Source organism: Rhizobium sp. CB2179, assembly GCF_057653455.1.
In genome coordinates this window covers 100,094-113,846 of record NZ_JBYGKR010000002.1, presented here as the reverse complement: position 1 = coordinate 113,846, position 13,753 = coordinate 100,094, and the positions used below count along the sequence as shown (strand labels likewise).

The following is a 13,753-nucleotide window of genomic DNA, read 5'->3' as shown; positions in this document are numbered from 1 at the left end:
GCCGATTGGGGAAAGCAACGCCGGATCACCGGCAATAACTGAGCTCACGAATGGGAGAGAGACTATGTTTAAGAAAGGCATGCGCATACTTCTGGCCGCCGCGGCCGTAGCACCGCTTCTGGCAAGCTCGGCTTGGGCAGCGGGCATGATGACGATCATCGTCAACGATCCGTCGAATCCCTATTGGCTGACGGAAGGCAATGTCGCCAAGGCAACCGCCGAGAAGCTCGGCTATACGGCCTCGGTCAACGCCCACAAGGGTGACACCAATACCGAAAGCAACCTGATCGATACGGCGATCACCAACAAGTCGGTGGCGATTATCCTCGACCCGGCAAACGCCGACGGTTCCGTCGGTGCGGTCAAGAAGGCCGTTGCTGCCGGCATCCCGGTCATCCTCGTCAACGCCGAAATCAACCAGGAAGGCCTGGCCAAGGCGCAGCTTGTTTCCAACAACGCACAGGGCGCCGCCCTCGGCGCACAGCAATGGGTCGAAGCAATCGGCGACAAGGGCAACTATGCCGAACTGTTCGGCGCTCCGTCCGACAACAACGCGGCAACGCGGTCGAATGGCTACGAAACTGTCCTTTCGCAGTATCCGGATCTGAAGAAGGTCGCCAAGGAAGTTGCCAACTGGGACCGCACCCAGGGCCACAACAAGATGCAGTCCATGCTGCAGGCCAACCCGGATATCGTCGGCGTCATCTCGGGCAATGACGAAATGGCGCTTGGTGCGATTGCCGCACTCAAGGAAGCCGGCAAGCTCGCCAATGTGAAGGTCGGCGGCTTCGACGGTTCACCGGATGCCGTTGCTGCCATCAAGGCGGGCGAACTCCAATACACCGTCCTCCAACCGGTTGCCGTCTTTTCCGAAGAAGCGGTCAAGCAGGCCGACAATCTGATCAAGACGGGTAACACGGGTGCCAAGAGCGAGAAGCAGCTCTTCGATTGCCTGTTGATCACCAAGGACAACATCGACAAATACACTGGCCCGTTCGTCCTGTCGCAGTAAAACGGTAAAGGGCGCTCGCAAGAGCGCCCTCATTTTCATGCTCGAAGCTATGGCCGGCGGTCCAACCGCCAGTTGTGTTTCGCCTTTTTGCCTTGGCGCGGCAATCGCTGTACGAAGCTGGGATCCATTATTCAGCGACAGGGGTGACCCGTGACACAGAAGACCAGCCGGGACGACGATCTGTTGGACCAGCTCACCAGCGACAGCCGGCAGACGCGCCAGATTGCGCGCCGCCGCATGATTGCAGAAGCCGTGATGGGTGAAGGCTCGATGCGGATTGAAGACCTGACCGACCGCTTTGGGATCAGCCTGATGACGGCTCACCGCGATGTCGATGAACTCGTCAGCCGCGGCCTCTTCAGGAAGACACGCGGCATCGTCACTGCGGCGGCGACCAATCTCATCGAATCCAGCGACGTCTACCGCTCCAACCGCCAGTCGGCGGAAAAGAAGCTGATCGCCGAGGCGGCAATGCAATTCGTCGAACCGGGACAGGCGATCTTTTTCGATGACTCGACCACGGTACTTCAGATGGCGGCGCATTTGCCTTCGAAGGTACCGGTCACCGCAATTACCAATTCCCTGACCCTGATGAATGCGCTGACGGGCCTGCACGACGTGACGCTGCTCGCCCTCGGCGGCCAATATTACAATTGGTGCAATGCCTTCATGGGTCGCATGACCATCAACGAGATCAAGGCTCTCAGGGCAGATGTCGCATTCATCTCGATGTCGGCGATCAGCGATGGCACGGTGCTGCACCAGTCTCCCGAGACAGTCGATACCAAGCGCGCCATGTTCGACTGCTCCGTAAAGCGCATCCTGCTTGCCGATCATACCAAGTTCGAACGGCGTGCGCTCCACAGTTTCGCAGCACTGGATGAGTTCGACGTCGTTATCGTCGACGACAAGACCCAGCCGGTGCACATCGACCGCATGCGGTCCAGAGATATCAACGTGGTCATCGCCAAGGGCGCCGGAGGGCGCTCCTGACGGCGCCGGCCCGTTGCTCCTCGTGAGGTAAATTTAAATGCCGACACTGCTCGGGATCGATAGTGGTTTGACAGTCACCAAGGCGGTCATCTTCGATATCGACGGCACGCCGCTTGCAGCCGCCCGGCGCCGCGTCACGCAGTTCATTCCGAAGGCCCGCCATATCGAGCGTGACATGGATGACTTGTGGAACGCGACGGCCGATGCCATCCGCGAAGCGATTTCGCTCAGCGGGCGACCGGCAAGCGACATAGAGGGCATTGCCGCTACCGCACATGGAGACGGCATCTACCTGCTCGATCACGCCCAAAAGCCGCTCGGCCGGGCCATTCTTTCGCTGGACAGCCGGGCAGGGGCGATCGTCGACCGGTGGACGCAGAGCGATGTCGCCGACCTGGCGATCGAGCTGACCGGGCAGATCCCGCATGTCTCCGCTCCATCGGCCTTGCTTGCCTGGATCCGCGACATGGAGCCTGAGCGCTACAAGCGCATTGGCCATTTCTGCAGCTGCAAGGACTGGCTGCGGTTCTGCCTGACCGGGATCATCGGTACGGACCGCACCGAAGCCAGCACCTCCTTCACCAATGTCAAAACGCAGAACTACAGTGAGGACGCCCTGCGGCTGTTTGGATTGCAGGATCTCGTCCACGCCCTGCCACCAGCCTCGCGCTCCGACCAGATGGTCGGACGCGTGACCCGTGAAGCCGCGCAGCTGACGGGCCTTGCCGAAGGGACGCCTGTCGTTGCCGGTCTGCACGATGTCACCGCCTCGGCGCTCGGGGCAGGGGGCTATGCCAAGGGCGTTGTCGCGGTCATTGCCGGGACCTATTCGATCAACGAGACGCTTTCGTCGGAACCGCGTGTCGATCGGCGCTGGTTCTGCCGCAACGGGATTGCGCCCGGGATCTGGAACAGCATGTCGATCTCCCCGGCATCGACAGCCAATTACGACTGGTTTCTGGATACGCTCTGCGCTGCCGAGCGAACGAATGGCGAGGTCCAAGGCAACTCGATCCACGCCCTGCTGGCGCCCGAGATCGACGCCGCCTTCGAGCGCCCCTCGACGGCGCTCTTCCATCCCTATCTGTTCGGCTCGCCTTATGGCGCAGCCGCCAGCGCCGGTTTCTTCGGGCTCGGTGGATGGCACGACCGCGGCGACATGCTGCGCGCCGTGCTTGAAGGCATCGCTTTCAATCATCGCATCCATGTCGATGCGCTTCGCGACGGCTTTGCCTTCGATCAGGTGCGGCTCGCCGGGGGCGTCTCGCGCAATCCTGCCGTCGTGCAGATGTTTGCCGATGTGCTTGGCATGCCAGTGACGGTAACCGAGACGGATGAGGCGGCCGCCTGGGGTGCTGCGCTTTGTGCCGGCTCGGGCGTGGGTATCTTTGCCGATCCGCAGAGCGATCCGCGCGACACCGCCTCCATCGCGAAGACTTGCCGGCCGGATGCAGTGCGCAGCGCGGATTATGAAAAGCGTTATCAGGTGTTCCGCGACATTGCCGACGCGATGGTCCCCCTTTGGCCTAGGATTGCCGCGCTTGCGCCGGAGCAATCGGCAAACTGAAAAGATAGATGCCTGCTGCGGCGGGCGATTTAGGACGATGAGCATGACCTCCGATTTGCAGCAGCGCTTCTCGAATCTCGGCGAGAACGATATCGACGTTTTGATCATCGGGGCGGGCATCAACGGTGCCGGCCTGTTCCGCGACCTCTCACTACAGGGTGTCAATTGCCTGATCGTCGACAAGGCCGACTTTGGCTCCGGCACGAGCGCCACACCATCGCGGCTTATTCACGGCGGCCTGAAATATCTGGAAACGGGTGAGTTCGGACTGGTTGCGCAGTCGACGCTTGAGCGCAACCTCCTGCTCAAGAACGCGCCGCATTGCGTCGAGCCGCTGCCGACCTTCATTCCGGTCTTTTCCTGGACCCGCGGCATCTGGGCAGCGATCCGGACGCTCTTTGGGTCGAAGACGGCGCCACGCAGCCGTGGTGCGGTTCTCATCAAGATCGGGCTTCGGCTCTACGACTTCTTCGGTTCGCGCGATCAGGTCATGCCGCGCCACCGGCTGATCCTGAAGAAACAGGCGCGCAGAGAAATGCCGCATATTACCCCCGCCATCGTCGCCGGCGGCATCTATTACGACGCCAAGATCAGCAGGCCGGAGCGGCTCGTCTATGAGCTCGTGCGTGATGGTCTCGACGCGAACGCGAGAAGCCTCGCGGCAAATTTCGCGACACTGGCTACCGTTTCAGACGGGCGTTTGACCTTCCGTCAGCCCGATGGTCGCGAGTTCACCGTCGCTCCCAAGCTGGTCGTCAATGCGGCAGGTCCCTGGATCGATCAGGTCAACACTTTGCTCGGCGCTCCATCGCGGCTGATCGGCGGCACCAAGGGTTCCCATATCCTGCTTGACCATCCCGAATTGGTGCGAAGCCTCAATGGCCATATGATCTATTTCGAGGCCGACGACGGCCGCATCTGCCTGGTCTACGACTATCTCGGGCTGGCGCTGGTCGGGTCGACCGACATTCCGGCAGGTGATCCGGACAATGTCTCCTGCGAGGAGCCGGAAACAGAGTATTTCCTCGAAAGCATCCGCTCGCTGCTGCCGACGCTTCGCTTCGATCACGATCAGATCGTTTACAGCTATAGCGGCATCCGCCCGCTGCCGGCATCGGATGCGACCGCACCGGGGCTGATCAGCCGCGACCACTCCGCGCCCGTAAAGGAGCCAGAAAGCGGCAGACCGTTTCCAATCATTTCGCTGGTCGGAGGCAAGTGGACGACGTTCCGCGGCTTTGCGGAAGAGGTCGCCGACACCGTTCTCTCCCGGCTACAGCGCAGCCGCAGCCATTCGACACGCTATCTGGCGATCGGCGGCGGCAAGGCCTTTCCGGCTGATGATGAGCAGCGTCACGCCTGGATCAGCGATGCCGCGGCGCGCGGCGCTGTTGTTGCCGAGCGAGCCGACGAACTGCTCGGCCGCTACGGCACGACGGCAACGGCCCTGCTTTCTTCCCCTTCAAGCTATTCCGACGAAGAGCGCCTGACGGGTGCGCCGCATTACAGCCTCCGCGAGATCGACTGGATCGCCCGGAATGAACTCGTTGTCCACCTGTCGGACATCGTGATGCGCCGCACGACGCTTGCGATCCAGGGTCGGTTGACGCTGGAAGGCTTGCGGGAAATCGCCGGCGTTGCCGAGGCAGCGCTGGGCTGGGACGGCGAACGCTCGGCAAGCGAAATCCAGGAGGTTGTCAGCCAGCTGAGCCGTTTCCACGGCCAAACGCTGACGGGCAAGCCTGCGGCCGCCGAGCCGGAAAAGGCACCCCGCCCGGCCTCAGGCTAACCCAGTTTCAAGAGAAAGCCGGATCGAGGGAACCGGATTTATAACGCTTCGCCATTTCCGAAACGGCAAGCGGCGTGATGCGGCCCGCCATGCCGGCAGTGCCGAACTGTTCGAACCGCTCCTTGCAGAGCTTGGTCAGCGCCGTCATTGCCGGCTTCAGATATTTGCGCGGGTCGAACTCGCTTGGGTCTTCCTGCAGCACGCGGCGGATCTGACCGGTCATCGCCATTCTGCCATCGGTGTCGATATTGACCTTGCGCACGCCATTCTTGATACCGCGCTGGATTTCCTCGACCGGCACTCCCCATGTCGGCTTCATCTGGCCGCCATACTTGTTGATGATCTCCTGCAGCTCGATCGGGACCGAGGACGAGCCATGCATGACAAGATGCGTGTTCGGGAGCTTACGGTGAATTTCTTCGATGACGTTCATCGCCAGCACCGAACCGTCCGGCTTGCGGGTGAACTTGTAGGCGCCATGCGATGTGCCCATCGCGATGGCAAGCGCATCAACCTTGGTTTCACGCACGAACTTCACGGCTTCGTCTGGATCGGTCAGCAGCTGGTCGTGCGAAAGCTTGCCCTCGGCGCCGTGGCCGTCCTCGGCCTCGCCCATGCCGGTCTCGAGAGAACCGAGAACGCCGAGTTCGCCTTCCACCGAGATGCCGCCGAAATGCGCCATATCGGTCACCATCTTGGTGACGCCGACATTATAGGCCCAGTCGGCGGGCGTCTTGGCGTCGGCCTTCAGCGAACCATCCATCATCACCGAGGTGAAGCCCGCCTGGATCGCCGTCATGCAGTTGGAGGGATCATTGCCGTGATCGAGATGCACGCAGACCGGAATATGCGGATAGATTTCAACGACGGCATCCATCATATGCTTCAGCATGATGTCATGGGCGTAGGCGCGGGCTCCGCGCGACGCCTGCATGATAACCGGCGCATGACACGCGTCGGCGGCTTCCATGATGGCGAGCGCCTGCTCCATGTTGTTGATGTTGAAAGCGGGAACGCCGTAGCCTTCCTCCGCAGCATGGTCGAGCAGTTGCCTCAGCGTAATGCGTGCCATCCAAGATTCCCCCATATCGATGGTCGATCGAAACGCCGCCATCTCTTCGAAACTAGAGCCCGGGCGTGAGCCGTTCAAGCCTCTTATTTTAATAGGCAAAATGGCATAGGAGAAAGAATGTAACAAGCAATAATAACAATATCACAAACAGTATGATATTTCTTGACAGTCATTTCGCCTGCCCGAGGCCAAGTGATATTCAGGGGATGTGCTGAAGAGGCGGGCCGCCGACACGGTCCTGTGCCAGCGATGGCGAGATCTCTTCAGTCAACACCCCATGTGGACGCTACGGTTGCGGCTTGTGACCAATCGCAGACGGCCAGCATCAGCCTCGATCTAAAGCTGATGCAACCGAATGGGCGACATCCGGCAACTGGGGTCAGATAAGACCGTATTGTTCCGCCTTGTTGCGCAGGAATGGCAGGCCCTTGTCCATGACCTCTTCCATATCGCGTGCGACGGGGCGCCAGACGGCCAGGCCATAGGCGACCTCGGGCGGCATATTGATGAAGCTCTCCATCGCAAGTCCGCCCTTGAAGCCGATCGCAGCGAGCGCGGCGTAGATCGCATCCCAAGGAATATTGCCGTAGCCCGGCGTGCCTCGGTCGCTTTCGGAAAGATGGATATACTTGAGGTGGTCGCGGGCGATCAGGATGCCGTTTGCCGCACCCTTCTCCTCGATATTCATATGGTAGGTGTCGAGGTGAACGAAGACGTTGTCCGCGCCGACACGCTCCACCATATCGACGGCCTGCTGCGCCGAGTTGATCAGGTGGTTCTCATAGCGGTTCACGGCCTCGACGCCGAGCTGGACGCCGTACTTCCTCGCGTGTTTTGCGGCTGCGTCGAGCACCTTGGCGATGTTGTCATATTCGCCCTCAGTCGGCGGCAGGCCGGTGCGTTCGCCGATGCCGCCGAAGATGACGCCGGAGAGCGCCTCGGCGCTCATTTCCGCGGTCTTTTCGATCGCGACCCTCAGGTGCTCGATCGCTGCATCCGGACGGACGGAAGCCCAGGCATGTTCCGGCAGGCCGAGCGAGCAGACGGCGCGCAGCTTGTTCTTTTCAAGCAGGTCGCGGGTGTGTTTGGCATCGACGGCAGGCGCATTGAGCAGCGCGATCTCGATGAAATCCATCTTGTAGTGCACGGCTCCGGCAATCGCCTTCTCGGCGCCTGCGCGATCCCAGTTCATGGTCCACATGCTGGTGTGAACGCCGAAACCTTCCATGGTCGTATCTCCTATTTCACGATTCTGATGAACTTGGCCGAGAGCCACCGCAGCACCATCACGACGATGAGCAGGATGCCCCAGACGGCGGTGGTGAGGTGCTGGTTGGCGCCGAGCAGGTTGAGCCCCGAAGAGAGGAGCTGCAGCACGACGAGCGCCACGAAGACGGGTAGGACGCGGCCGAAGCCGCCGAAGGGGTTGATGCCGCCGAGGAAGCAGGCGAGCACGGTGATCAGCAGATAGGATTCGCCGTGGCCGACGCGCACCGAATTGAAGCGCGCAAGCATGATGATGCCGGCAACCGCAGCCATCACGCCGGAGAGCATGTAGACCAGCACCAGGACCTTGCGGGTGTTGATGCCGGAATAACGGGCAGACTCGATATTGGAGCCGATCATATAGGTGGAAAAGCCGAGCTTGGAGCGCGAGAGCAGGATGTGGCTGGCGATCACGCAGGCGATCAGGATCAATAACGGGACGGGGATGCCGAGAATGCTGCCGTGGCCGATCGGAGCGACGAAGGTGGGAAAGCCCGAGATATCGCCGCCGCGCGTCAGAAACTCGCCGAGGCCGCGCAGGAAGATCATCATCGACAGCGAAACGAGGATCGGATGGGCGCGGGTAAAGGCGATGACCAGCCCCATGACCAGGCCGCTTGCCGCGCCGACGGCGAGCGCCAGAGCCGAGCCGAGCAGGAAGGCGCCCGGGCCGGCATCGATGCCGCCATTGGCCTGCAGCGTCCAGGCGAGCGTCAGGCCGGCGATGTTGGCGGTGAAGGTGATCGCAAGGTTGAGGCCGCCGGTGAGGATCGGCATCAGCATGGCAAGCGTCAGGACGCCAAGCTCGGGAAGCTGAAAGGCGACCGATCCGAAGGTCGCGGCCGTCAGGAAATGCGGTGAGGTGAAACCGAAGACGATAAGCACGGCCGCAAGCGCGGCGAGGGGACCGGCCAAGTCGGCCCCGAAGATGGCGTTGAAGCGGGCGGCGAGCGCGTTCATCAGCTCTCTCCCCTGTCTGCGGGCCTGTCACCGGTCGATTTGCGGGTCGCAAACACCGGCACCAGATTGCCGACGCGGGCGCTCGACAAGGTGATCGCAACGAGGATGATCGCGCCGACGATCATCTTGAAGGCGAAGGGCGAGACGCCCATTAGGTTCAGGCCGTTCTGGGTGATCGAGACGAGCAGCACGCCCAGCACGCAACCGAGCACGGAGCCTTTGCCGCCGCCCAGCCGCGCGCCACCGAGCACCACTGCAGCCAGGACATCGAGCTCGCGGCCATAGAGTGCGTTCGGCACGACCTCCTGCGCATAATGCGCCTGCATGAGACCGGCGATGCCAGCCATCAATCCAAGCCAGCCGAAGGCGATGAACTGCATGGCGCCGATATTGATGCCGAAGCGGCGCGCGCCTTCTGGATTATCGCCGAAGGCATAGAGCTGCCGGCCGGTCGTCGTGCGGGTAATGAAGAACCAGGTGGCGAGCGTGCAGACGGCCATGACGACGACGGGCAGCGTGATCTCGGCCCAGCTCCCATCGGCCATTTCGCTCTCGTAGATAATGACGCGGCTCGTCAGCCAGTCGGGCAGATTGTAGATCGACACGCCCTTGGTGAAGAACATCAGCAGGCCGAAATAGACGTTGAAGGTGGCGATCGTCGCGACGATCGAGATGATCCGGAAGCGATGGATCAGGAAGGCGTTGATCATGCCAAGCACGATGCCGATGCCGGCCGCAATCAGGAAGCCGGATAGCCATCCACCCCCGCCGATCCGCTCGAGCGCAAGTGCGGTGACATATTGTACGATCGAGGCGGCGACGGCGAAGGAGATGTCGATCCCGCCTGATATCAGCACCACGAGCAGGCCGACGGCAAAGATGATGTTGACCGCGCTGATATTAAGCAGGTCGAACCCATTCCCGAGCGTGAAGAAGCGGTCGGTCGTAAAAGCCAGGACGATGCTCATCGCGATGATGACGGCAAACAGCACGAATTCCGTCGTATAGGCCAGGAACAGCTTACGCATAGACCGCCGCCTCCAGGTCCTTCAGTGTGGTCGCGCGGGGATCGTGCCAACCGGCGATGCGGCCCTTCTCCATATGGATGATCCGATCGGCGTTGAAATAGACCTCCGGCACCTCGTCCGAAATCAGGATGATCGCAAGCCCCGCTTCGGCGAGGCGGGCAACGATTTCGAAGATGCCGGCGCGCGCGCCGACATCGACGCCGACCGTCGGCGCATCGAGGATCAACACTTTTGGATCGGTGGCGAGCCATTTGGCGATCGCGACGCGCTGCTGGTTGCCGCCCGAAAGCGTCGAGATCGCATCGTCCTGCTTGCCAATCCTGATGCCGAGATCGGCGATCCAGCGCGCGGCCAGCGAGCGCTTCTTTTCCGGCGAAATGAGCCGGCCGCTCAGGATACGGTTGAGCGAGGCCATGACCAGATTGTCGGCGATGGATTGCGGTTGGTTGAGACCAAGCGAAAGGCGGTCTTCGGAGAGATAAGCGACGCCTGATGTGATCGCCTCGCGGTTGGCGGCAAAGCGCACCGGCTTTCCCTCCAGCACGATCGTTCCGGCGGCGGGCCGGCGCATGCCGAACAGCGTCAGCGCAAGTTCGGTGCGCCCTGCGCCGAGCAGGCCGGTGATCCCCAGCGTTTCGCCACGGCGCAGATCAAAGGAGATGTCCTCGAACTCGCCAGGCCGGGAAAGCTTGCTGACAGAAAGCAGGACGGGGTTCTGCGATACATCGCGGGCGCGAACGTTCTGGTCGAAGGTGCGTCCGGTCATCAGCTCGGTGATCTTAGACTGGGTCATGCCCTCCACCGGATAGACCCCGACCAGCGCGCCATCGCGCAGCACGGTGATGCGCGAGGAGATGTCCAGCACTTCCGCAAGACGATGGCTGACGAAGACCACGGCAACGCCCGAGGCCGACAGCGTGCGCACGATCGCCAGCAGATGATCGGTCTCCGACTGGGTGAGGGAGGCGGTCGGCTCATCCATGAAGACGATGCGGGCCTCTCCGACCAGCGCGCGGGCAATGGCGACGATCTGGCGCTGCGCTATGGCGAAGTCCTTGAGGGGTCTGTCGACGTCGAGGGTGACGCCGAGCCGGGCGAGTGCTTCCTCGGCTATTCCGCGGATCGCGGCATAGTTGACGAAGCGCGGGCGCGAACCGGAGAGGGTCTGGAAGGCGATATTCTCAGCCACGCTCATTTCCGGAAAGAGTGCGAGGTCCTGCCAGATGATCTGGATGCCGCGGGACTGGGCCATGGCAGGCGTCATGTGGGATATCGTCTCACCGTCGAAGACGATCTCGGCGCCGTCTGCGGGCCGATAGACGCCGGAGATCACCTTGATCAACGTGCTCTTGCCGGATCCATTCTCGCCGGCGAGGCAATGCACTTCGCCAGGCAAGACTTCGAAGGAGACGTTTTTGAGCGCCTTCACACCGCCGAATGTCATGTTGATGCCGCGAAGCGAAAGAAGCGGCTGGGCCTTCACACCATCATCCGTTGCCGTGCTCATGCCGGTTGCCTGTCCAGTCGAATGCCATGAAAGGTCAATGGTCCGGCCATGGCCGGATACCGCTCTCTTTCCCGAACGCCGGGCCGGTCGACATGGACCGGCCCGACACCCGGGGAGGGGGCCTCTTCAGAGGCCCATTGCGGCCAGGTCGTCGACCGTATCCTTGTTGATCGGCAGCAGTTGATCGACGATGATGTCGTTACCAACAGGCTTGATCACGCCGAGACCCGGAATGTCATCACCTTCCTTGACGCTCTCGCCCTTGATCAGGCGATCGGCGAGCGTGACGAAGACTTCGCCGGCCTGTTTCGGATTCCACATGAAGCCGCCCGATATCGCACCTGATTTGATCAGCTTCTGGCCCTGGCCGGGCGAGAACGGGCCGAGCACGAAGATCTTGCCCGTCTTGCGGCGTTCCTCGATAGCGCGCCCGGCGCCGATCGGACCCTGGCTGCCGAAGGCGAGGAAGCCGGTCAGATCCGGATGCGCGGCAATGAGATCGAGTGCCGTCGAGCGGCTCTTGTCGACGTCTTCCGCCACGCCGTAGCGCTCGCCGACGAGTTTCATGTCTGGGTAATTCGCCTTGATATAGGCGATTGCGGCGTCCGCCCAGGCGTTGTGGAGCGGCACGGTCAGCGAGCCGACGAAGACGGCATATTCGCCCTTGCCACCCATTTTCTCGGCGAGCAGCTTTCCATGCGCTTCACCGAAGCCGGTGGCCGATGCGAGTTCGAAATTCCAGTCGGCGCCCTTCTGCGAGGGTGATTCATGCGTAATGACCTTGATGCCGGCGGCTTGCGCCTTGGTCAGCACAGGCTCGAGCACCTTGGCATCGTTCGGAACCACACCGATAACCTTGACGCCCTGGGCGATCAGGTCTTCGATGGCGCGCACCTGCAGCGCAGGGTCGGCGCTGGTCGGGCCGATCATGAAGGCATCGACGCCTAATTTCTTGCCCTGTTCCTTGATGCCGGCCTCCATCGCATTGAACCATGGAATGCCGCCGATCTTGACGACAACGCCGACCTTCGGCGCGTCCTCTGCAAACGCGACCACCGCCCCGGCAAGCGACAGCGATGCGGCAAATGCCGCTACGATAAGTCTCCTCATCTTCACTCCTCCTCAAGGTCGCTCATGGCGAACGACGACCACCGGCCGGTTTGCGGCAGGTTGTTCCTGGTTGCTTCACGGCGAGGGAATACCCTTGCCTCCCATCCCGCCTCCTCCGGCGAACCATCTTTGCACAATCGATCTTTCTTTTTTGCACAATCGATGGTGCAATGACTATCGATCAAGGTGGGACTTTCGTCAAGAGGGGTTTGTTTCTAAGGGAACGACAGCGGAAAAGGCGAGATATGGCAGACATCAAGAAGAAGGCGACAATCTACGACCTCTCGATCCTATCGGGTGCGTCGGCTTCCACGGTAAGCGCCGTGCTGAACGGAAGCTGGCGGAAGCGGCGTATCAAGGAAGCGACGGCCCAGCTCATTCAGAACCTGGCGAACGAGCACGGCTATACGGCAAACCTGCAGGCCCGTGGCCTGCGTTCGTCCCGCTCCGGTCTCGTCGGTCTTCTGCTGCCGGTGCACGACAACCGCTATTTCTCCTCCATGGCGCAGTCTTTCGAGGCGCAGGTCAGAAGCCGTGGCCAGTGCCCCCTCGTCGTCAGTGCCTGTCGCGATCCGGAGGAGGAACGCAAGGTCGTCGAGACGCTGATCTCCTATTCGATCGATGAGCTTTTCATCGCCGGCGCAACCGATCCGGATGGCGTGCACAAGGTTTGCGAAAAGGCCGGGCTGAAGCACGTCAACATCGATCTGCCGGGCACGCTGGCGCCGTCGATCATCAGCGACAATCATGAAGGTGCGCGCATGCTGACACAGGCGATCATCGAACGCGCGCAAGAGGATGGCCCGCTTTCACCCGACGATCTGTACCTGTTCGGCGGCCGCAACGACCATGCCAGCCATGAGCGAATTCGCGGTTTCCGCGACGTAAAGCGCGCATTGCTGGGCGCGGACCCCGACGTCTGCATCCAGCCGACCGGCTATTCACCCGCCATGACGGCCCGCGCCTTCGAAGCCTTCTACGAAGGCCACGGAAAGCTGCCACGCGCATTCTTTGTCAATTCCTCGATCAATCTCGAAGGGCTGATGCGCTTCCTCGCGCTGCACCCGCACGAGACCTTCGCCGATATCATCGTCGGCTGCTATGACTACGATCCCTTCGGCTCCTTCCTGCCTTTCCCCGTCTTCATGATCCGGCAGGACAGCGAGGCAATGATCACCAAGGGGTTTGCGATCCTCGATGCGGGCCACGGCCCGCCAATCACGCATCTGGTGCGGCCGACGCTCGTCCCACCCCGCACGGCGCTGACCGGCCCGCTCGATGCGCTGAAAGATATTGAGTAATGCGTCCTGCCGCGTTTCGCTACGATCAACGATGGCGGAGGATGCTGGGCGTGCAGCTTGCACGACATAGGCGCGCCTGATGACCCTAGTGCCGCGCGGAGGTACACCCCTTCAAGAGCACTAAAACGGGCGGGGCCTCGGCTGAGTG

At 61.6% G+C, this 13,753-nt stretch carries 11 protein-coding genes; 5 read left to right on the top strand and 6 right to left on the bottom strand.

The features are described from left to right. Nucleotides 1–64 precede the first annotated feature (64 nt). From AC244Q_RS24655 to AC244Q_RS24640, 4 genes are all read left to right on the top strand, one after another. Nucleotides 65–1,012 carry a D-ribose ABC transporter substrate-binding protein gene (locus AC244Q_RS24655; RefSeq protein WP_012755626.1) on the top strand — a complete coding sequence of 316 codons (948 nt, stop codon included), beginning with the start codon at nucleotides 65–67 and terminating at the stop codon, nucleotides 1,010–1,012. A 150-nt stretch (nucleotides 1,013–1,162) separates the two neighbouring features. Continuing rightward, on the top strand, nucleotides 1,163–2,005 hold the full coding sequence (locus AC244Q_RS24650) for a DeoR/GlpR family DNA-binding transcription regulator (protein WP_003562490.1): 843 nt from the start codon (nucleotides 1,163–1,165) through the stop codon (nucleotides 2,003–2,005). A gap of 37 nt (nucleotides 2,006–2,042) precedes the next feature. Beyond that, complete coding sequence (locus AC244Q_RS24645) at nucleotides 2,043–3,572, top strand: FGGY-family carbohydrate kinase (RefSeq protein WP_128406710.1); 1,530 nt, start codon at nucleotides 2,043–2,045, stop codon at nucleotides 3,570–3,572. Between the two features lie 37 nt (nucleotides 3,573–3,609). Further along, a complete protein-coding gene (locus tag AC244Q_RS24640; RefSeq protein WP_128406711.1) occupies nucleotides 3,610–5,361 on the top strand; it encodes a glycerol-3-phosphate dehydrogenase/oxidase in 1,752 nt (583 codons plus the stop codon). A 7-nt stretch (nucleotides 5,362–5,368) separates the two neighbouring features. Here the strand turns inward: AC244Q_RS24640 and fba are convergent, their stop codons facing one another. The 6 genes from fba to AC244Q_RS24610 form a co-directional block, all read right to left on the bottom strand. After that, entirely contained in the window at nucleotides 5,369–6,433 is a 1,065-nt protein-coding gene (gene fba, locus AC244Q_RS24635; protein ID WP_113545731.1) for a class II fructose-bisphosphate aldolase, read from the bottom strand. Nucleotides 6,434–6,812: 379 nt separating this feature from the next. After that, nucleotides 6,813–7,661: a sugar phosphate isomerase/epimerase family protein gene (locus AC244Q_RS24630; protein WP_128406712.1), complete on the bottom strand. Its 849-nt coding sequence runs from the start codon at nucleotides 7,659–7,661 to the stop codon at nucleotides 6,813–6,815. A gap of 11 nt (nucleotides 7,662–7,672) precedes the next feature. Continuing rightward, nucleotides 7,673–8,659, bottom strand: a complete 987-nt coding sequence (locus AC244Q_RS24625; RefSeq protein WP_128406713.1) for an ABC transporter permease — start codon at nucleotides 8,657–8,659, stop codon at nucleotides 7,673–7,675. After that, complete coding sequence (locus AC244Q_RS24620; protein ID WP_128406714.1) at nucleotides 8,659–9,687, bottom strand: ABC transporter permease; 1,029 nt, start codon at nucleotides 9,685–9,687, stop codon at nucleotides 8,659–8,661. Before AC244Q_RS24620 ends, AC244Q_RS24625 begins: the two co-directional genes overlap by 1 nt. After that, complete coding sequence (locus tag AC244Q_RS24615; protein WP_113545643.1) at nucleotides 9,680–11,194, bottom strand: sugar ABC transporter ATP-binding protein; 1,515 nt, start codon at nucleotides 11,192–11,194, stop codon at nucleotides 9,680–9,682. Before AC244Q_RS24615 ends, AC244Q_RS24620 begins: the two co-directional genes overlap by 8 nt. 126 nt (nucleotides 11,195–11,320) lie before the next feature. Continuing rightward, nucleotides 11,321–12,304, bottom strand: coding sequence for an autoinducer 2 ABC transporter substrate-binding protein (locus AC244Q_RS24610; protein WP_128406715.1), 984 nt, complete (start codon nucleotides 12,302–12,304; stop codon nucleotides 11,321–11,323). A 245-nt stretch (nucleotides 12,305–12,549) separates the two neighbouring features. Here AC244Q_RS24610 and AC244Q_RS24605 point away from each other — a divergent pair, with 245 nt between their 5' ends. Then, nucleotides 12,550–13,605, top strand: a complete 1,056-nt coding sequence (locus AC244Q_RS24605; protein ID WP_128406716.1) for a LacI family DNA-binding transcriptional regulator — start codon at nucleotides 12,550–12,552, stop codon at nucleotides 13,603–13,605. Nucleotides 13,606–13,753 lie beyond the last annotated feature (148 nt).

What these genes read in the sequence shown, in the direction of transcription:
- AC244Q_RS24655 (WP_012755626.1), top strand. Translation starts at nt 65, where the DNA reads ATGTTTAAGAAAGGCATGCGCATACTTCTGGCCGCCGCGGCCGTAGCA.
- AC244Q_RS24645 (WP_128406710.1), top strand. Translation starts at nt 2,043, where the DNA reads ATGCCGACACTGCTCGGGATCGATAGTGGTTTGACAGTCACCAAGGCG.
- AC244Q_RS24640 (WP_128406711.1), top strand. Translation starts at nt 3,610, where the DNA reads ATGAGCATGACCTCCGATTTGCAGCAGCGCTTCTCGAATCTCGGCGAG.
- fba (WP_113545731.1), bottom strand. Translation starts at nt 6,433, where the DNA reads ATGGCACGCATTACGCTGAGGCAACTGCTCGACCATGCTGCGGAGGAA.
- AC244Q_RS24630 (WP_128406712.1), bottom strand. Translation starts at nt 7,661, where the DNA reads ATGGAAGGTTTCGGCGTTCACACCAGCATGTGGACCATGAACTGGGAT.
- AC244Q_RS24625 (WP_128406713.1), bottom strand. Translation starts at nt 8,659, where the DNA reads ATGAACGCGCTCGCCGCCCGCTTCAACGCCATCTTCGGGGCCGACTTG.
- AC244Q_RS24620 (WP_128406714.1), bottom strand. Translation starts at nt 9,687, where the DNA reads ATGCGTAAGCTGTTCCTGGCCTATACGACGGAATTCGTGCTGTTTGCC.
- AC244Q_RS24615 (WP_113545643.1), bottom strand. Translation starts at nt 11,194, where the DNA reads ATGAGCACGGCAACGGATGATGGTGTGAAGGCCCAGCCGCTTCTTTCG.
- AC244Q_RS24610 (WP_128406715.1), bottom strand. Translation starts at nt 12,304, where the DNA reads ATGAGGAGACTTATCGTAGCGGCATTTGCCGCATCGCTGTCGCTTGCC.
- AC244Q_RS24605 (WP_128406716.1), top strand. Translation starts at nt 12,550, where the DNA reads ATGGCAGACATCAAGAAGAAGGCGACAATCTACGACCTCTCGATCCTA.